Source organism: Lentzea roselyniae, assembly GCF_039537795.1.
GTDB lineage: Bacteria > Actinomycetota > Actinomycetes > Mycobacteriales > Pseudonocardiaceae > Lentzea > Lentzea atacamensis.
This window is the reverse complement of sequence record NZ_BAABBE010000014.1, coordinates 1-18,572: the sequence shown is the minus strand read 5'-3', so window position 1 is coordinate 18,572 and position 18,572 is coordinate 1. Positions and strand designations below refer to the sequence as shown.

The window sequence follows — 18,572 nt, the reverse complement described above, 5'->3', positions numbered from 1 at the left end:
GTGGCGGCGGTAGGTGGACAGGATTGGGAAAGCGCTTACCAGACTAGGCCAGCAGCCCTGCTTCGTGTAGATGAGCGAAGATGATTCGATCGACCGGCGAGATCCGGTCCGCGTCGGCGGTGGTGAGCCACGCGAGTTCCTCGATCTCGCTTGCCGCCACCAGCTCTCCCGCGAACGAGGCGGTGTAGCAGGTCATTCGCACGATCACCCCCGACGAGTGGCCGTGCGCCTGCGCCTCGAACGTCCCGATGTGCTTCGCCGACGCCGCGTCGATCTCGACGGTCAGCTCCTCGCGGATCTCGCGCACGAGCGTCTCGACGTCGGACTCCCCCGGTTCCCGTTTCCCGCCGGGCAGGTAGTACGTGCCCTTGCCGGCCGATCGGGTGCCCAGCACCCTGCCGTCCTTCAGATGGATCCAGGCGATCTTGTCGATCATGCCGCCAGGCTAGGCGGACGCGAGCTCCTGCACCACGCGGTGCGCGTCGGCGAGCGACTCGACCGCGAGCTCGCGGAACTGGTGCAGCTGCGGGTTGACGTCGGCCATCGTGAGCTCGGCGTGCACGAACTCCAGGTTCTGGTCGAGCCCGATCATCGACAGCACCGCCCGCAGGTACGGCTCCTGGAAGTCGAAGCCCGCGCGCGGCGTGCCCGGCTTGTAGGAACCACCCCGCGCGGTCACCACGACGACGCGCTTGCCGCCCAGTTCGAACGTGCCGTCCTCACGCGGGAAGAACTCCACGCCCGCGACCTGGTCGATCCACGCCTTCAGCGTCGACGGGATCGAGAAGTTGTACATCGGCGCACCGATGAGGATCACGTCGGCGGCCCTGACCTCGGCGACGAGGTCCGCCTTGATGTCGTGCTGAGTGCCGTCGACGTGCGGGACCGGTGCCGCATTGAGGTCCCGGTAGACGTAGCCGCCGCCCAGGTTCGCGGACCGCCAGACCTCGGCGAACGCGCCAGTGATCTCACGGGTCACGGAGCCCTCGTGGCGGATGCTCGAGTCGATGTGAAGCAGATTGGTCATACTCAGAACATACGAGCGAAGAACGTCCGAGTCAAGATGTTCTGATCCGAGAACATCTTGCCCGGGATGTAGGATGGACCACATGGAGGAGCAGCAGCCGATACCCGCGTGCATGGAGAAGTGGGACTTCAACTGGTTGCTGCACCGCGCGGCCCAGCGGGTCGGAGCGGCGTTCGCCGAGGAGACCGCGAAGTTCGGCGTCTCACCGCGTGGTCAGCTGGTGCTGCAGGCACTCGCCAACGACGAGGGGCAACGCACCCAGCTCAAGCTCGGCGCCATGCTCGGACTGGACAAGACGACGCTGATGAGCGAGCTCGACAAGCTCGAGCGCGCCGGCCTGATCCTGCGCGTACCCGATCCGAAGGACCGCAGGGTGCGCACGCCGATGATCACCGACAAGGGCCGTGAGCTGCAGAAGCAGGCGGGTGACGCGCTCGCCGAGGTCGAACGTGCCTTCCGCGACCGCTTCACCCGCGAGGAGATGGCGGTCATCCGCAGGGCGTTGATCAACCTCGCCGATGGTGAAGCACCCGTGCACGGCTCCTGCCTCTAGTGGTGTAGCCCGGAAGGTTGCCGGGGGAATTCGCGGTCAGACGGGTGGATCGTGGTGCCGGCCCCGCGTCCTTCGTACTGGTTGTACGGGGGCGGTGCCGCGAGGTGCCCTGCTGAGCGTGGATTACCTCGCCAACGTTCCGGGACGCGCCACTAGGCCAGGGAACCCAGGTCCGCCTCGCGCAGCTGCGCCGGAGTCACGGTCGCCTGCGCGTCCACCAACGCCTGCAGCGCCGTGCCGTGGTCCCAGACGTTGACGTTCATGGCCGCCCGCAGCCGCCCGTCCCGCAGCCAGAACGCGATGAACTGCCGCGCGGCCAGGTCGCCGCGCACCACCACCTCGTCGCCGGGATCGGCGAGGCCGCGGTACTCCATGCCCAGGTCGTACTGGTCGGTGTAGAAGTACGGCGACTTCTGGTACGGCTCGTCCAGCCCGAGCAACGAGCCCGCGACGTGCGTGCCCTGGTCCTTCGCGTTCGCCCAGTGCTCGACGCGGACTCGGTGGCCGTGGCGCGGGTGGTCGTGCGCCGCGATGTCGCCGGCCGCGAACACGTCGGGTGCGGACGTGCGCAACGCGGGGTCGACCGCCACGCCGCCGTTGGCCAGTTCCAGACCGGCGGCCTCCGCGAGCTCCAGCCGCGGCGCCGCACCCACGGCCAGCACCGTCACGTCCGGCAGCAGCTCGGTGCCGTCGTCGAGCACCAGGCCCGACGGAGAGAAACCGGCCACGCCGGTGCCGAGCTTGAACTCGACGCCGTGCTCCTCGTGCAGGCCGCGGAACATCCGGCCCATCTCCACGCCCATTACGCGCACGAGCGGCTCTGCCAGGGGGTCGACCACCGTGACGCGGCAGCCGTGGGTGCGGGCGGCGGCCGCCACCTCGCAGCCGATCCAGCCCGCGCCGATGATCACGACGTGCCTGCCCTCGCGCAACGCGGACCTCAGCGCCAGCGAGTCGTCGATCGTGCGCAGCACATGTCCTTGCGCGCCAGGCAGAACACGAGGGCGCGATCCGGTCGCGAGCAAGAGCCGATCGTAGGAACGCACTGCTCCATCGGAGTCAACTATCGTGTGATCACCCGGTCGAAGCTCCAGCACTGAGACGCCGAGCTGGAGGTCGATCTCGTTGTCGGCGTAGAAACCCGGCTCGTGCACCCACGCGGGTTCGCCGGCCTTGCCGAGCAGAACGTCCTTGGACAGCGCGGGAAGTTCGTACGGGCGGTGATGCTCGGTGCCGAACACGGTGATCTTGCCGCCGTAGCCGCGGTCGCGGAGCGCGCCCGCCGCGGAGGCACCGGCGAGGCCCGACCCGACAATCACGATGCGTTGCGGTTCCGCCATTTTCACCCCTCCTGGTGACCAACTCTCGTCCCTCGTGCGACGCTATCCGCAGCTCGGCGCGGTCGCTCGGCGGAGACATTTCCGGGGACCCCTCCCCGGAACGCGAAACCTCCGTCACGACCACCGGCCGCACGCGTCTCATCCACGCGAGCGCCGGCACGACCGGGTCGGCGCACCGAGTGAGCTGGAGGAAGAAACCCGTGGGAGCCAAAGAGGAGTGGCAGGTCAGCTGCCGCGACATCGCTTCGCGCCGACGGGACTTGACGGTGTTCGTCAGCCAGGGGCACGTCGTGATCAACGTGCCGCCGGGCGAAGCCGCTGTGCTGACCCCGCTGGAGGTCGGCCGGTTGCGGGCCGCGCTGAGGGAAGCCGTCGTCGCCGCGTCCGACACAGAGGTGTGACAGCAGTCACAGCGTTACCTACTCGCAAGTAGGTTAGTGGCTAGAGTGAGTGGCATGCTGACGCGCGTGCTGCTGACCCTGGTCAAAGCCGGAGTAATCCGGCCGTTGGGCCCGCGCGGCCTCGCCGCCACCGCGCGCGGGTATCTGCAGTGGGACATCACGCTCGCGTGGGGTTACCAGACCGGCGCCGGCCGGCACCCGGACCGCGCGGCGATCATCGATGACGACGGCGTGCTGACGTACGCGGAGGTGAACGAGCGCACCAGCCGGCTCGCGCACGCCTTCCGCGCCGGGGAACGCGTCGGGCTGCTGTGCCGCAACCATCGCGGCTTCATCGAGACGATGACCGCGTGCACGAAGATCGGCGCCGACGCCGTCCTGCTCAACACCAGCCTGAGCAAAGGACAACTGGCCCAGGTCGCACAGGACCAGAAGATCGACAGGATCGTCGCCGACCGCGAGTTCGCCGACGTGCTGCCCGACGTCCCCACGTTCTTCGACGACGAGCTCGAGTCGCTCATCATCAACGGACCGGCGGCACCACTGCCCCGCAGGCCTCCGCGCGGCCGGCTGATCGTCCTCACCTCCGGCACCACCGGCACCCCGAAGGGCGCCAAGCGCCCGGAACCCGCGAGCCTCGCCCCCGCCGCCGCACTGCTCTCCCGGATTCCGCTCAAGCACGGCGACGTCATCGCGATCACCTCCCCGCTCTTCCACGCCTGGGGCCTGGCCGCGTTCCAGCTCGGGCTCGTGCTCGGCGCCACACTGGTGCTGCGCCGCAGGTTCGACCCCGCGCAGACGCTGAAAGACGCCGAGAATTGCACGGCGATGTTCGTGGTTCCGGTGATGCTGCAACGCATGCTGGACATCCCGCACCGGCCGAAGCTGCGGATCATCGCGTCGAGCGGGTCGGCCCTGCCGCCGCGCGTCGCCTCCCGCACGCTCGAGGAGTTCGGCCCGGTGCTCTACAACCTCTACGGCTCAACGGAAGTCAGCTGGGCCAGCATCGCGACACCCGAGGAGATGCTCGCCGAACCCGGCACGGCCGGCCGGCCGCCGCTGGGCACTCGACTGGCCGTTGTGGACGATCAGGGCAGGCCCGTGGCGCCCGGTGAGACAGGGCGGATCTTCGTCGGCAACGAGATGCTGTTCGACGGCTACACCAACGGCACCAGCAAGGAGTCGTTGAACGGCCTGATGTCCACCGGCGATCTCGGCTACGTCAAGGACGGCCTGCTGTTCGTGGCCGGCCGCGACGACGAGATGATCGTCTCCGGCGGCGAGAACGTCTACCCGCGCGAGGTCGAGGACCTGCTCTCGAACCTCGACGGCGTCACGGAGGTCGCGGTGCTCGGAGTGCCGGACGACGAGTTCGGGCAGCGGCTCGCGGCGTTCGTGGTCGGCGACGAGTCACTGACGGCCGACCACGTACGGGAACACGTGAGGGCCAACCTCGCGCGGTTCTCCGTTCCGCGGGATGTTTTCTTCGTCAACGAATTGCCGCGCAACGCGGCCGGAAAAGTGTTGAAACGTCAATTGCGCGAACAGGTCTAGGCTCAGGCTCCGAAGGGGGCTTGATCATGACAGTTCCCGGCCGGACGGCGGATCCGCGGTCCAACGCCGTGCACAACCTGCGCGAGGCACGCATCGCACTGGACGAGGGCAGGCCAGGCGAGGCGCTGGAGTACGCGGAGAAAGCGGTTGCCGCCTTCGCGTGGCTGGACGACGTCGAGGGCGTCGCGGAGGGCGTGCTGGCGCAGTCCGTGGCGCTCGGCAAGCGCGGGCTGTGGCCCAGCGCCCTCGACACGATCGACAGGGTGCAGGAGATCGCGGCGGCGAACCGCCACATCGGACTGCAGGCGCGGTGCAGCTTTTCCCGTGCTGTCGTGGAACTGCGGCTCGACTCGCGGGAGCGGAGCTTCAACTCGTTCGCCCGCGCACTGGGTCTCGCCGAGCTCACGGGCGACAACGAGCTGATCGGTTCCGTGCTGTTCGAACAAGCCCGCGTGATGCGCATGCAGTACCACGAGCACTGCATGATCCGCACCCGGGAGAGCCGCTGCAGCCTCGACGGCGAGCCGTGCGTGCGCAAGCTCCGGCGCGCAGAAGCGTTGTGCGCTCAGGTGCGCGACCGGTGGAAGCAGGTCGGCGACCCGGTCCGGATGGCGATGGTGAACGTGCTGCTGACACACGTGCGCATTGATCTGGGTGAACTTGACCGTGCGCATCGCAGCTGGCAGCGCGCTGACCAGTTGCTTGCCGGAAGGAACCGCCCGGTGGCGCGGGCGGAGGCGTTGATGGCGCGCGCCAGGCTGAGCGGGGCGCGCAAGCGGTACCCGGACCAGATCTCCCAGCTGACGCAGGCCGCCGAGCTCGCCATGAGCTGCCTGGCGCGCGAGGTGGCGGTGCACGCCCACCAGCAGCTGAGTGAGGCGTACGAACGGTCCGGTGACCTGGAACGGGCGCTGCGGCACGCGCGGCTGCAGCTGGAGCAGTACCGGTTGTGGGAGCTGCAGGAGGGCCGTGATCTCCTGCGGATGCGCGAGCACGACCTGTCGTCACGGCTGGTAGAACAGTTGGCGCACAGGCGTTTCGAACCCAAGCGCGAGGACGCGGTGGTGCGTGTCCCGCACACCGGTGAGCTGCACGAGACCGGCACCGCGGAGCACACGAACACCCGGATCGCCCGCGCGCTGCGGGCCGGTCTCACCAAGCGCGGCATCGAGGTGCTGCGGCTCGTGGCGGCAGGCGCCAGCACGACGATGATCGCGGAGTCGCTCGGCCTGTCCCCCAAGACCGTGCAGAACCACCTCCAGCGGATCTACACGACCCTTGACGTCAAGGGGCGCTCCGGCGCCGTCGTCTGGTGGATGAGCTTGACCAACAGCGAGTCATCTATTGTCAAGTAATTGACAATTGCTCCGAGCAGCCAGTGGCCCCATCGCCCGTTCGGTCGCTTGCCGCCGACGGGGTGGTCCCGGTTCTTGGGTGATTTGCCCATGTCAGCGCGGCGGAATTAGGTGATGTGACCGGTAACTGGTCTGTGTCATGCTCCGTTAACAAGGTGTCCAGTTAACGAGCGAGGGACGGTCATGACCGGGCAACGCCGCCCAGCACCCGTGCTCACCCTCTCAGTGTTTGCGGAGGGCGATGCGGGCCACGTCGCGCCACAGGAGCGGATCGACACCCTCGGGGTTGATGTGTTCCAGCAGCGCGGCCAGGGCCGTGCGCGCTCCGGTGCTGCTGTCCGGGTCGACCTCGTCTGCCGCCCGCACCAGCAACAGGTGGCACCGCAGCTGCTGCTCTGCGTCGAGCCGGCCGGTCGCGATGGCCTGCTCCGCGAGCTCCCGCGCCCGGTCGATCTCGCCGTCGCGCAACGCCAGCTCGGCCCGCAACGCCCGTGCGTGCGCGAGCAGACCGTCCTGCCGGCTCATCGCGGCGGCCGTCGTCTCCACCTTGTCCAGCAACGCCACCACTTCGTCCAGGTTCGCGCCGGGCGTGCGCAACGCGATGGAGGCGCCGGCGAGGCGGACGCGGCAGCGGTACTCGGGATCGCCGTCGAAGTCGTCGAGCATCCCGACGGCCTCACGGATGCAGTGCGCGGCTTCTGTTCTGTCGCCCAAACGGTCAGCGACCTTGGCCCGCGCCCACCACGTGGAGATGGCGAGCCGGTCGCGGCCGAGTTCGGGCAGCCGCACGGAGAGCTGGTCCACGACCTGTTCGGCGTCGGCCAGACGTCCCGCGGCGGTGAGCTCGGCGCACAACGAGATGAGCGCGCGCGTGTTGACGCGACGCACCCGTTCACCGTCACCGTTGGCCAGCTCGACGGCCTCGTGCGCGGCCCGGACGGATTCGGCCGTCCGGCCGAGGCGCCGCAACGAGGATGCGCGCAGGATCTCCACCAACGCGTCCACCGCCGGACCGGGAGACCACGACTTGCGCAGCTTCGCCGCCGCCAGCAGCAGACCCTCGTCGTCGCGCTGCCTCGCGAGCATCACCAGGCGCGTCCACCGCACGCACCAGCCGAACATCTCCTCGTCCGACCGCTTTCCCAGTGTTTCCAGCAGGTCGACGGCCATCACCAGGTCACCGTCGTGGTAGGCGAGCAGTGCCTCGCACCACGCCAGCGCCTCGTCCTGCATCGCGGTGCGGTCCTCGTCGACCATCAGCTCGGACGGGTCGACTCCCAGCACCTCGGCGAGCCTGCGGACCACGGCGGGCGACGGCACGCGTTCACCGGACTCCAGCCGCGAGACGTAGCTCATGGACACGCCGGGGCAAGCGAGGTCCTTTTGCGACAAACCGCGCTGCAGCCTGACCGCCCGCAACCGCGCGCCGAACCTCGTCAACGACTTCCTGCCCTCATCCACGGCCGCCACCAATCGAACGGAGCCCCTTGATGAAGTTGAACACTATCGCTCGAATCGCCGCCGTAGTGATCCTCAGTTTGGCGGGGATCGCTCTGGCGGGAGGCGCGGCCCTCGCCGACTCCTGCGGCAGCGGCGGGCCCGGCCACGTGACCAACCCGTTCAACCCGCCGTACGCGGTCGCGCCCTGATCGTCTCGACCGGTTGAGGTGGTCTTGCCTCCCTCGCAAGCAAGACCACCTCACCACCGACACACCAATTGACGCGCCTGGCCACATCGCCGGTTGCGCTTGAGGCACCCTTGGGGGGTGACTCTGCAACTGCGCACGCCTCGTCACCAGGTGAGTCCGAAGTCGGTCCTGCTGTGGACGATGCAGGCCGCCGTGTTCTGGCTGGTGCTCTTCGTCCCCCAGCTCATCGTGTTCCTGCTGGTGAACGAACCGCCGACGTGGGAGCTGGCGCTCATGATCGCCACGCTGGTCGTCGGCGTCGTGCACACCGCGGTCGAGCCGAGCTGGCGGTACCGCGTCCACCGCTGGGAGACGACGCCGGACGCGGTGTACACCCTCTCCGGCTGGCTGAACCAGGAGTGGCGGGTCGCGCCCGTGTCCCGCATCCAGACGATCGACACGAAGCGCGGGCCGTTCCAGCAGATGCTCGGCCTCGCGACGGTCACGGTGACGACCGCGTCGGCGGCGGGCCCCGTGGAGATCGAGGGCCTGGACCACGAGGTGGCGCAGCAGCTCGTGGTGGAGCTGACCAACACCACGCAGGCCACGCCGGGTGATGCCACGTGAGCACTCCCGCCGAGGTACCGGCCGGTCTGCCCGCCGCACCGGAGTTCACCGAACCCCTGTCGGAGTGGCACCGCCTGCACGTGCGCATGCTGATCGTGCGGCCCCTCAACGAGGGCCTCGCGATGCTGGTACCGATCCTCGTTCTGCTGTTCACCGGCAACGGCGAGAAGTGGCGGCTCATCGCCAGCGGCGCCACGGTCGCGGCGATCCTCGCGTTCAGCTACCTCATCTGGCGCACCACGAAGTACCGCATCACCGACGACCAGGTCGAGCTGCACACGGGGTTGCTCACCCGCAAGCAGCTCGCCGTGCCGCGCGATCGCATCAGGACGGTCGATCTCACCTCCAAGCCCGGCCACCGCGTCTTCGGATTGTCGGCGGTGCGGATCGGCACCGGGCAGCAGGACATCCCGGGCACCGACGGCCTCACCCTCGACGCGGTGACCCAGGAGGAGGCCGAGCGGTTGCGGGTGTTGTTGCTGCAGAAGGCAGTCGCGCCGAAGACGGCATCACCCGGCGAGCCGCACGCGGAAGTGGCCGTGCCGGAGTCCGAGGTCATCTCGAAGCTCGACCTGAAGTGGCTGAAGTTCGCGCCGCTCTCGCTGTCGGGCCTGGTCGCGATCGGTGCCGTGTTCGGCGTGCTGTCGAACTACGCCGACGACCTGGGCCTGCACCCGGTGCAGGACCTGTGGGAGTGGCTGTTCGAGCACCCGAGCTTCACGCTGCTCGGCGCGTTCGTGATCGCGCTGGTCGTGCTGGGGCTCGTGCTGTCGGTGCCGCTGTACATCCTGCAGTTCTGGAACTACCAGCTGACCCGCGAACCGGACGGCACCCTGCGGGTGCAGCGCGGCCTGCTCACCACGCGCTCGGTGTCGGTGGAGGAACAGCGGCTGCGCGGTGTGGACATCCAGGAACCGCTGCTGGTCCGCGCGGGCAAGGGTGCCAAAGCCGTTGCGGTGACGACAGGTCTGGGTTCGAAGGGCGAGAGCAACCTGCTGCTGCCGCCGGCACCGCTGTCGGTGGCGCACCAGGTCTCGCGCGACGTGCTGAAGGTCGCCGACGACCCGACCACGCGCAAGCTCCGCAAGCACCCGTTCGCCGCGTTGCGCCGCAGCCTGTTCCGGCACGTGGTGCCGTGGGTGGTCATCGCGATCGGGCTCGCGGTCTGGGCGCCGTCCTGGGCGTGGCCGATCCCGGTGGCGATCATCCCGTTCGCCGCGCTGGTCGGCTGGGACAACTACCGCTCGCTCGGCAACGCGCTCGACGACCGCTATCTGGTGACGCGCAACAACTCCCTGGTTCGCAGCACCGTGGCGTTGCAGCGCACCGGCATCATCGGCTGGCGCATCCGGCGGTCGTTCTTCCAGCGCCGCAGCGGTTTGATGACGATCGGCGCGACCACCGCGGCGGGCGCGGGCGTCTACCACGTGACGGACGTCGGAGAGTCCGACGGCCTGGCGCTGGCCGACGAGGCGGTCCCGGACCTGCTGCGGCCGTTCCTGGTCCGCGATGACGGCTGAGTTCCGGTTGCTCGGCACTCTCGAAGTTGCGGTGCGGGGACGGGTCCTTCCGCTCCCCGCCGGGCACAGCAAGGTCGCCTCGCCGGGCTGTTGTTGCGCGCCAACGAGATCGTCACGACCGATCAGCTGCCGGGGCAGGCACGCACGCCGAGGCGTTGACGTTGTGGCACGGGCCGGTGGATCTACGACGAGTTCGGCGCGCCAGAGGCAGCTGAGATGCGGCAGAAGCTTCAGGCCGTGCGGAACGTCTGACGGTAGGCCGTCGGTGACACCCCGATGGACGCGGCCAGCTGCTGCCGCAACGCCGCTCCCGTGCCGAACCCGGCGTGCCTCGCGACCTGATCGATCGGCAGGTCCGTGGACTCCAGCAGGTGCCTGGCCCGCTCCACCCGTTGCTGGGTCAGCCATCGGCCGGGCGACATGCCGGTCTCCGCGCGGAACCGCCGGGTGAACGTCCGCACGCTCATCCGCGCCTGCCCGGCGAGCGCCGACAGCTCCAGGGGCTCGTCCAGCCGGTCCAGGGCCCACGCGCGGGCCGGTGCCGTGGACGAGTCCGGGTCGTCGGGCACCGGTCGGTGCACGAACTGCGACTGGCCGCCCTGCCGCCACGCGGGGACGACGCAGTAGCGGGCCACCTGGTTCGCGATCTCGCTGCCGTGGTCGGACCTGATCACGTGCAGGCAGAGGTCGATGCCCGCCGCCACGCCCGCCGAGGTGAGCACGTCGCCGTCGTCGACGAAGAGCACGTCCGGGTTCAGCTCGACCTTCGGGTAGAGCGCGCGGAACGATTCGGTGGCGCTCCAGTGCGTGGTGGCGGGGCGGCCGTCCAGGATTCCGGCGGCGCCCAGGACGAACGCGCCGGTGCAGATCGACATGATCCGCGACGCCTTCGTGGTGGTGAGCGCCTCGTGCACCGCCGGTTCCAGCCGGCCCTCCTGGCGCGCGGGCGGGTAGCGGGTGCCCGGCACCAGGACCGTGTCGGCGTCGCGGAGGACTTCCAGGCCGTGGTCGAAGGTCATCGTGTAGCCGCCGGTCGTTCGGACGGGGCGGCGGTCGGGCGAGCACACGAGCAGCTCGTAGTCGTCGGGCAGCGCGCTGAAGATGTGGGTGGCGGTGCCGAAGTCGAAGGCGATCGACGTCTCCAGCGCCAGCACGGCGATCCGGTGGGCCATGGCCTGATTCTTTCACATGTTGGCTTTCGGGCCACTGGTTGTCGGATCCACCATCGCCGAACCTTGTCGGCGTGAGACTGCATTGGGCCTGGGTTGTCGCTGGTGTGTCCTTCATCGCCCTGGTGGGCGCCGCGTCGTTCCGTGCGGCACCCGGTGCGTTGATCGAGCCGTTGCGGGCGGAGTTCGGCTGGACGACCGGCACGATCTCGCTCGCCATCTCGATCAACCTGTTGCTGTTCGGGCTCACCGCGCCGTTCGCGGCCGCGCTGATGGACCGGTTCGGTGTGCGGGTCGTGGTGACCTGCGCGTTGACGATGGTCGCGATCGGCAGCGGGCTGACGGTGTTCATGACCACGTCGTGGCAGCTGATCCTGCTCTGGGGTGTCGTGGTCGGGCTCGGCACCGGTTCGATGGCGCTGGCGTTCGTCGCGACGATCACCGGCCGGTGGTTCGTGCGGCACCGCGGCCTGGTCACGGGGGTGCTGACGGCGGGTGGCGCGGCCGGGCAGCTGGTGTTCCTGCCGCTGGTGGCGTGGCTGTCCGCCACCTACGGCTGGCGCTCCGCGTCGCTGGTGATCTGCATCGCGGCACTCGCGGTGGTGCCGCTGGCGGCGTTCTTCCTGCGCGAGTACCCGCGTGACGTGGGACTCCTTCCGCTCGGCGCGACCGAGGACACTCCCCCGCCGCCCTCGGGTGGTGCGGCTCGCCGCGCGCTCACGGCACTGGGTTCGGCTGCTCGCACGCGGCCGTTCTGGTTGCTGGCCGGCGGGTTCGCGATCTGCGGTGCCTCGACGAACGGGCTGGTGGGCACGCACTTCATCCCCGCAGCGCACGACCACGGCATGCCGACGACGACCGCGGCCGGGTTGCTGGCGCTGGTCGGCGTCTTCGACATCGTCGGCACGATCGCGTCCGGCTGGCTCACCGACCGGGTGGACTCACGGCTGTTGCTTGCCGCGTACTACGCGCTGCGCGGCCTGTCGCTGATGCTGCTGCCCCAGCTCTTCGGCGAGTCGGCGCACCCGTCGATGCTGGTGTTCATCATCTTCTACGGCCTGGACTGGGTCGCGACCGTGCCGCCGACGGTGGCGTTGTGCCGCCAGTACTTCGGCATGTCCGGGCCTGTCGTGTTCGGCTGGGTCTTCGCGTCGCACCAGGTCGGTGCGGCACTGGCGGCGTCCGCGGCCGGGCTCACCCGCGACCACCTGGGCAGCTACGACCTGGCCTGGTACGTCGCGGGCGCGCTCTGCCTCGGCGCGGCGGTGCTGTCAGCGTCGCTTGCGCGAGGTGCCGAAGATGCCCCGCGTGATCTCGCGCGCCAGGGTGCTGCCGGCTGACCGCAGGAACGACTTCACGGCGCTGTTGCCCAGCACCTTCTCGACGAGCCCCGGTTCCTCCTTCTCCTGCCTTTGCTGAGGAGGGGAATCCGGGGCCTGTTCCTGTTGCGGCGGCGCGACTTTCCGCATCAGCTGCTCGTAGGCCGACTCGCGGTCGACCGTCTCCGAGTACTTGCCGTGGAGGTCCGAGCCCTGCGCGGCCTGCTTGATCGCGTCGTTGCCGATGGTGTCCATCAACGAACGCGGCGCCCTGAGCCTGGTCCACGCGACCGGCGTCGGCGCGCCCTTCTCGCTCAGCACGGTGATGATCGCCTCGCCGATGCCGAGCGAGGTGAGCGCTTTCTCCAGGTCGTAGTGCGGCGTGTTCGGGTACGTCTTCACCGTGCGCGCCAACGCTTTCTGGTCGTCCGGTGTGAACGCGCGCAGTGCGTGCTGAACGCGGGCGCCGAGCTGCGACAGCACGTCGTTCGGAATGTCGGTCGGCAGCTGCGTACAGAAGAAGACGCCGATTCCCTTGGAACGGATGAGCTTCACGGTCTGGGTGATCTGGTCGAGGAACGCCTTCGACGCGTTCGCGAACAGCAAATGCGCTTCGTCGAAGAAGAAGACGAGCTTCGGCTTCTCGACGTCACCTTCTTCCGGCAGCGTCTCGAAGAGTTCGGCCAGCAACCACATGAGGAACGTGGAGAACAGCGCCGGATTGCCCTGCAGCTCGGCCAGTTCCAGCAGGCTGACGACACCCTTGCCGTCGCGCTGCCGCATCAGGTCGGCGGGATCCAGCTCCGGCTCGCCGAAGAACCGGTCGCCGCCCTGCGCCTCCAGGTTGACCAGCGCCCGCAGGATCACGCCCGCTGTGGAGCTCGACACACCGCCGATGCCCTTCAGGTCCTCCTTGCCCTCGTCACTCGTGAGGTGCTGGATGACGCTGCGCAGGTCCTTGGTGTCGAGCAGCGGCAGGCCTTTGGAGTCCGCCCAGTGGAAGATCAGGCCGAGCGTCGACTCCTGGGTGTCGTTCAGGCCCAGCACCTTCGACAGCAGGATCGGCCCGAAGCTCGTGACCGTCGCCCGCAGCGGCACACCGATGCCGCCGGTGCCGATCGACAGGAACTGGATCGGGTACGACTGCGGCTGCCAGTCGTCGCCGGTGTCCTTGGCGCGGGCGTCGGTCCGGTCGCTGCGTTCCCCTTCCCGCGACAGACCGGACAAGTCGCCCTTCACGTCGGCCATCAGCACCGGCACGCCGTTGTTCGACAGCTGTTCCGCGAGCAGCTGCAGGGTCTTCGTCTTGCCCGTTCCCGTTGCCCCCGCGACAAGTCCGTGGCGGTTGACCATGGACAACGGGATGCGGACGTGCGCGGTCGACTCCACCTGCCCGTCGACCAGCACGGAGCCAAGTTCGATGGCCGCGCTCTCGGACGCGTACCCGGCAGCGATCTCAGCTTGAGCCGTCATGCACGAGGAGCGTAACCAGGTTGCTGCACGCCGCCACTCGAAGTTGACGCGTTGCGCAGTAATGTTCGGGTCGTGATGGATCGTCTGGTGTGGATCGACTGCGAGATGACCGGACTCGACTTGGGCAAGGACGCTCTGATCGAGATCGCGGCACTGGTCACGGACGCCGAGCTGAACGTGCTCGGCGACGGCGTGGACATAGTGATCCACGCATCCGACGACGTGCTCGCCTCGATGCCGGACGTCGTCATGGAGATGCACGCCAAGTCGGGGCTGACAGAGGAGGTCCGCGCCTCCACGGTTTCGATGGAAGAGGCCGAGGCGGCCGTGCTGGCGTACATCAAGGAGTGGGTCCCCGACCCGCGCACGGCCCCGCTGGCCGGCAACTCCATCGCCACGGACCGCGGCTTCATCGCCCGCGACATGCCCGCGCTGGACGCGCACCTGCACTACCGCATGGTCGACGTGTCGTCGATCAAGGAGCTGTGCCGGCGCTGGTACCCGCGCATCTACTACGCGCAGCCGGGCAAGGGCCTCGCGCACCGGGCGCTCGCGGACATCGTCGAGTCGATCCGGGAGCTCGCGTACTACCGGCGCACGGCGTTCGTGCCGCAGCCCGGCCCGACGACCGAGCAGGCCCAGGCCGTGGCCGCTGAGCTGCTGAAAAACACCGACTGACCCCCGATTTCAATATCGGTAGCTGTCGTTGCTATGCTTTCCTCGCCGGTCAACGCCGGTGATGGTGGGTGTAGCTCAGCTGGCAGAGCACTGGGTTGTGATCCCAGGTGTCGCGGGTTCAAGTCCCGTCACTCACCCTTTGTCGAAAGGCCTCCGCAAATGCGGGGGCCTTTCTTCACGTTTCGGGAGTGTTCATGACCACGCTCGTCGCCAAGGACCTCGCAGCCGGGCACGGTGATCGCGTCCTGTTCTCCGGGCTGAACCTCGTGGTCGCCCCCGGTGACGTCATCGGGCTCGTGGGCGTGAACGGCGCCGGCAAGTCGACGCTGCTCAGGACGCTGGCCGGCCTCATCCCCGCCGAGCAGGGCCGCGTCTCGCTGAACCCGCCCTCCGCGAACGTCGGGCACCTGCCGCAGGAGCCGGAGCGCCGCGAGGGCGAGACCGTTCGCTCGTTCCTGGCCCGCCGGACCGGCGTCGCGGAGGCTCAGGCCGATCTGGATCTCGCGACCGAGGCGCTGACCGCCGGGAACGACGAGGGCTACTCGGACGCGCTGGACCGGTGGCTCGCGCTGGGTGGCGCCGACCTGGAGGAACGGTCGCTGGAGGTGATCGCGGACCTCGGGCTGACCGTGGGTTTGGACGCCTTCATGACGTCGCTGTCCGGCGGCCAGGCGGCGCGGGCAGGCATGGCGTCGATGCTGCTCAGCCGCTACGACATCTTCCTGCTCGACGAGCCGACGAACGACCTGGACCTCGACGGGCTGGAGCGGCTGGAGAAGTTCGTCACAGGGCTGCGCGCGGGCACGGTGCTGGTGTCGCACGACCGCGAGTTCCTGGCCCGCACGGTGACCAGCGTGCTGGAGCTCGACCTGCACCAGAACGCCGTGCGCCTGTACGGCGGCGGCTACGAGTCGTACCTCGAAGAGCGCGCGCGGGCGCGTCAGCACGCCCGTGACGACTACGAGGAGTTCGCGGACACCAAGGCGACGTTGGAGGCCCGTGCGCGCATGCAGCGCGCGTGGATGGAGAAGGGCGTGAAGAACGCCCGGCGCAAGGCCGGCGACAACGACAAGAACGCCCGCAAGTTCCGCGCCGACGCCACTGAGAAGCAGGCCTCGAAGGCCAGGCAGACCGACCGCATGATCGAACGCCTGGATGTCGTCGAGGAGCCCCGCAAGGAGTGGGAGCTGCGGATGGAGATCGCCGCGGCCCCGCGCTCCGGAGCCGTCGTGGCCTCTCTCCGCGCGGCTGTCGTCGAGCGCGGCGACTTCCGGCTGGGTCCCGTCGACCTGCAGATCGACTGGGCGGACCGGGTCGCGATCACCGGCGCGAACGGCGCGGGAAAGTCGACGTTGCTCGCGGCACTGCTCGGACGGGCAGAGCTGGCGTCCGGCTACGCCACCCTGGGCTCCGGCGTCGTGGTCGGCGAGGTGGACCAGGCGCGCGGGCTGTTCCTGGGCGACCTGCCGCTGGTGGACGCGTTCGAGGCGGCCGTGCCGGAGATGACGCCCGCGGACGTGCGGACGTTGCTCGCGAAGTTCGGGCTGAAGGCGGCGCACGTGCTGCGTCCGGCGGCGTCGCTGTCACCCGGTGAGCGGACGCGGGCGGCTCTGGCGTTGCTGCAGGGACGCGGGGTGAACCTGCTGGTGCTGGACGAGCCGACGAACCACCTCGACCTGGTGGCGATCGAGCAGCTGGAGCAGGCGCTGGAGAACTACCCGGGCACGTTGCTGCTGGTGACGCACGACCGGCGGATGCTGGAGGCGGTGCGGGTGAACCGTCACCTGGCCGTTTCCGGCGGCCAGGTGACGGTTTCCTGATCAGTCCACAGTGGTCAGCGGGTCAGCGGTTGCCCTGCACCCACTGGGTCCACGGCACCTGCCAGTCGCCGAAGCCGTCCCACGGCTCCAGCACCGGCCCACCCGAGTTCTTGACGATGACCACGTCACCCTGCTTGCTGTTGTCGAACACCCACTTGGCGTTCTCCGGCGACAGGTTGAGGCAGCCGTGGCTCACGTTGCGGCGCCCCTGGTCACCGATGGACCACGGCGCGCTGTGGAAGAAGATGCCGCTGTTGGACATCCGGTACGCCCAGTCGACCGGAGTGCGGTAGCCGCCGTTCTCCAGCGCCAGGCCGTACGTGGTCGAGTCCATGATCATGTGGGAGTGCTTCTCCATCAGCACGTACGTGCCGGTGGGCGTCGCGTCGGCCGGCTTGCCCATGGAGGTCGGCATGGTCCGCACGACCTGCCCGTTGACCTTGGTGATCACCTGGTGCGTCTGGCCGTCGGCCTCGTGGATGACCTCGTCGCCGACCGTGGTGGTGATGGTGCGGTCTTCCTGGCCGTAGATGCCGTCACCGACGTGCTTGCCGTAGACCTTGATGTGCATGGTGATCTTGGTGCCCGGCTTCCAGAACTTCTCCGGACGCCAGTGCACCTCCTTCTTGTTGAACCAGTAGAAGGCGCCCTCGACCTTGGGCTCGGTGGTGATCTCCAGCATCTTCTCGGCCGCGACCTTGTCGGCCACCGGCTCGTCGAAGTAGAAGGCGAGCGGCTGCCCCACGCCGATCGTGGTGCCGTCCATCGGGTTCGTCGACACGTAGGTCAGCGTCCGCGGCTTCACCGTGGTGAAGGACGACTCCTTGGTCTGCGGCTTGCCGTCCTCACCGGTGGCCGTGGCGACCAGCTTGTACGTCTTGGCGTACCCGAGCGGCTCGGTGTTGGTCCACTGCGTCGACTCGGGGTTCATCTTCCCCTCGACGACCTTGCCCTCGGGATTGGTCAGCTTGACCTCGGTCAGCTTCCCGTCCGCCGCCGTGGCGATGACCGGCAGCCCTGGCGACACGTCCACCGCGCCGTTGTTCAACGCCAGCGTCAACGTGACGGGCTTCGGCGGAGGAGGAGCACTCGACGACGTAGCCGCGGCTACGTTCGTCCCTTCACCGCCACCCCCCGAACAGCCTGCGATCAGAATCACAGCGACACCCGCCATGACCACCCCACGACCGCGCCTGCCCCACATCCCCATCGGTGTACTTCCGATCTACTTGTCGCCCACTCCCGAGACTGCCTGCACGAAGTCGTATTGGCGTCCCCCGACTAGGTGACGACATGAGGTGTGCCGAAGTTGCGCAAGTGGCCGGATCGTTACGTGCTCGTCCACCCCTGGACGTGGCCTGACCAGCCGATTGGGATCCGCTCGACGGCCTGTGCTAACGTTCTTCCCGTCGGAACGGCAAGTGACCGGCACACAAACAAGCGCCGCTAGCTCAGTTGGTTAGAGCAGCTGACTCTTAATCAGCGGGTCCGGGGTTCGAGTCCCTGGCGGCGTACTCCAGAGAAGCAGGTAGGGTCTGTCAAACGAGCGGTGTAACTCGGGTTGAAGGAAACTACTTGCGTCCGGCGGCCAGGCGGCCGTCGAAGGCGATGTCGAACGCGTTCAGGGCGGGTTTCCAGCGCATCGTCCAGCGTTTGCGGCCGGTGCCGGTCGGGTCCAGGCTCATGATGGCCATGTAGACGCATTTGAGCGCGGCCTGTTCGTTGGGGAAGTGCCCGCGGGCCTTGACGGCGCGGCGGATGCGGGCGTTGACGCTCTCGATGGCGTTGGTCGAGCAGATCACCCGGCGGATCTCCGGATCGAACGCGAGGAACGGCACGAACTCGGCCCAGGCGTTGTTCCACAACCGCACGATCGCCGGATATCGGCCGCCCCAGGCTTCGGTGAACTCGGCGAACCGCTCGCGGGCGGCGGCCTCGGTCGGCGCGGTGCAGACCGGCTTGAGGGCCTTGGCGATCGCGTCCCAGTGCTGACGGCCCGCGTAGCGGAAACTGTTGCGCAGCAAGTGGACCACGCAGGTCTGGGTGATCGTCTGCGGCCAGACGGTGGTGATCGCGTCCGGCAAGCCGGTCAGCCCATCGCACACCAC

Annotated in this window: 18 protein-coding genes and 2 tRNA genes; 12 read left to right on the top strand and 8 right to left on the bottom strand. The window is 68.6% G+C overall.

The genetic code is table 11. The features are described from left to right. Positions 1–43 precede the first annotated feature (43 nt). Entirely contained in the window at positions 44–436 is a 393-nt protein-coding gene (locus ABFX45_RS24740) for an NUDIX hydrolase (protein WP_346132210.1), read from the bottom strand. 9 nt (positions 437–445) lie between these two features. Beyond that, positions 446–1,027 carry an FMN-dependent NADH-azoreductase gene (locus tag ABFX45_RS24735; protein ID WP_346132208.1) on the bottom strand — a complete coding sequence of 194 codons (582 nt, stop codon included), beginning with the start codon at positions 1,025–1,027 and terminating at the stop codon, positions 446–448. Positions 1,028–1,109: 82 nt separating this feature from the next. Between ABFX45_RS24735 and ABFX45_RS24730 the strand changes: the two genes are divergently transcribed. Beyond that, positions 1,110–1,580, top strand: coding sequence for a MarR family winged helix-turn-helix transcriptional regulator (locus ABFX45_RS24730; RefSeq protein ID WP_346132206.1), 471 nt, complete (start codon positions 1,110–1,112; stop codon positions 1,578–1,580). A 152-nt stretch (positions 1,581–1,732) separates the two neighbouring features. Here ABFX45_RS24730 and ABFX45_RS24725 read toward each other — a convergent pair whose 3' ends face one another. Beyond that, entirely contained in the window at positions 1,733–2,920 is a 1,188-nt protein-coding gene (locus ABFX45_RS24725; protein WP_109640707.1) for an NAD(P)/FAD-dependent oxidoreductase, read from the bottom strand. Positions 2,921–3,120: 200 nt separating this feature from the next. On the opposite strand from ABFX45_RS24725, the gene ABFX45_RS24720 reads away from it, so the two are divergent. The 3 genes from ABFX45_RS24720 to ABFX45_RS24710 are packed head-to-tail and all read left to right on the top strand — an operon-like array spanning position 3,121 to position 6,230. Continuing rightward, complete coding sequence (locus ABFX45_RS24720) at positions 3,121–3,321, top strand: hypothetical protein (RefSeq protein ID WP_109640706.1); 201 nt, start codon at positions 3,121–3,123, stop codon at positions 3,319–3,321. Positions 3,322–3,375: 54 nt separating this feature from the next. Further along, a complete protein-coding gene (locus tag ABFX45_RS24715) occupies positions 3,376–4,875 on the top strand; it encodes an AMP-binding protein (RefSeq protein ID WP_346132203.1) in 1,500 nt (499 codons plus the stop codon). A gap of 26 nt (positions 4,876–4,901) precedes the next feature. Next, complete coding sequence (locus ABFX45_RS24710) at positions 4,902–6,230, top strand: LuxR family transcriptional regulator (protein WP_211337654.1); 1,329 nt, start codon at positions 4,902–4,904, stop codon at positions 6,228–6,230. A gap of 222 nt (positions 6,231–6,452) precedes the next feature. Here ABFX45_RS24710 and ABFX45_RS24705 read toward each other — a convergent pair whose 3' ends face one another. Then, positions 6,453–7,691: a helix-turn-helix domain-containing protein gene (locus ABFX45_RS24705; protein ID WP_170155248.1), complete on the bottom strand. Its 1,239-nt coding sequence runs from the start codon at positions 7,689–7,691 to the stop codon at positions 6,453–6,455. 29 nt (positions 7,692–7,720) lie between these two features. Between ABFX45_RS24705 and ABFX45_RS24700 the strand changes: the two genes are divergently transcribed. From ABFX45_RS24700 to ABFX45_RS24690, 3 genes are all read left to right on the top strand, one after another. Then, positions 7,721–7,879 (top strand): hypothetical protein, encoded by a 159-nt coding sequence (locus ABFX45_RS24700; protein WP_170155247.1) that lies wholly within the window; start codon positions 7,721–7,723, stop codon positions 7,877–7,879. Between the two features lie 123 nt (positions 7,880–8,002). Beyond that, the gene (locus tag ABFX45_RS24695) at positions 8,003–8,485 is read left to right on the top strand and encodes a PH domain-containing protein (RefSeq protein WP_407657013.1); all 483 of its coding nucleotides are present in this window, start codon (positions 8,003–8,005) and stop codon (positions 8,483–8,485) included. Continuing rightward, a complete protein-coding gene (locus tag ABFX45_RS24690) occupies positions 8,482–10,005 on the top strand; it encodes a PH domain-containing protein (RefSeq protein ID WP_346132200.1) in 1,524 nt (507 codons plus the stop codon). Before ABFX45_RS24695 ends, ABFX45_RS24690 begins: the two co-directional genes overlap by 4 nt. Positions 10,006–10,235: 230 nt before the next feature. Here the strand turns inward: ABFX45_RS24690 and ABFX45_RS24685 are convergent, their stop codons facing one another. Continuing rightward, positions 10,236–11,177, bottom strand: coding sequence for a GlxA family transcriptional regulator (locus ABFX45_RS24685; protein ID WP_109640704.1), 942 nt, complete (start codon positions 11,175–11,177; stop codon positions 10,236–10,238). Positions 11,178–11,248: 71 nt separating this feature from the next. Between ABFX45_RS24685 and ABFX45_RS24680 the strand changes: the two genes are divergently transcribed. Next, the gene (locus ABFX45_RS24680) at positions 11,249–12,514 is read left to right on the top strand and encodes an MFS transporter (RefSeq protein ID WP_346132197.1); all 1,266 of its coding nucleotides are present in this window, start codon (positions 11,249–11,251) and stop codon (positions 12,512–12,514) included. Here ABFX45_RS24680 and ABFX45_RS24675 read toward each other — a convergent pair. Then, on the bottom strand, positions 12,446–13,966 hold the full coding sequence (locus ABFX45_RS24675; RefSeq protein WP_346132195.1) for a helicase HerA-like domain-containing protein: 1,521 nt from the start codon (positions 13,964–13,966) through the stop codon (positions 12,446–12,448). The two genes, ABFX45_RS24680 and ABFX45_RS24675, sit on opposite strands and share 69 nt — an antisense overlap. Before the next feature lie 72 nt (positions 13,967–14,038). Here ABFX45_RS24675 and orn point away from each other — a divergent pair, with 72 nt between their 5' ends. The 3 genes from orn (at position 14,039) to ABFX45_RS24660 (ending at position 16,464) form a co-directional block, all read left to right on the top strand. Next, the gene (gene orn, locus ABFX45_RS24670; protein WP_109640701.1) at positions 14,039–14,644 is read left to right on the top strand and encodes an oligoribonuclease; all 606 of its coding nucleotides are present in this window, start codon (positions 14,039–14,041) and stop codon (positions 14,642–14,644) included. 64 nt (positions 14,645–14,708) lie between these two features. After that, a tRNA-His gene (locus ABFX45_RS24665) sits at positions 14,709–14,781 on the top strand. A gap of 57 nt (positions 14,782–14,838) precedes the next feature. Further along, a complete protein-coding gene (locus tag ABFX45_RS24660; RefSeq protein ID WP_346132193.1) occupies positions 14,839–16,464 on the top strand; it encodes an ABC-F family ATP-binding cassette domain-containing protein in 1,626 nt (541 codons plus the stop codon). A gap of 22 nt (positions 16,465–16,486) precedes the next feature. Here the strand turns inward: ABFX45_RS24660 and ABFX45_RS24655 are convergent, their stop codons facing one another. Next, positions 16,487–17,524, bottom strand: coding sequence for a L,D-transpeptidase (locus ABFX45_RS24655; RefSeq protein WP_325049704.1), 1,038 nt, complete (start codon positions 17,522–17,524; stop codon positions 16,487–16,489). A 380-nt stretch (positions 17,525–17,904) separates the two neighbouring features. Between ABFX45_RS24655 and ABFX45_RS24650 the strand changes: the two genes are divergently transcribed. Then, positions 17,905–17,978: transfer RNA gene (locus ABFX45_RS24650), tRNA-Lys, on the top strand. A gap of 57 nt (positions 17,979–18,035) precedes the next feature. Here ABFX45_RS24650 and ABFX45_RS24645 read toward each other — a convergent pair. Further along, a partial coding sequence (locus ABFX45_RS24645; RefSeq protein ID WP_346132190.1) for an IS256 family transposase occupies positions 18,036–18,572 on the bottom strand: 537 nt, incomplete at its 5' end.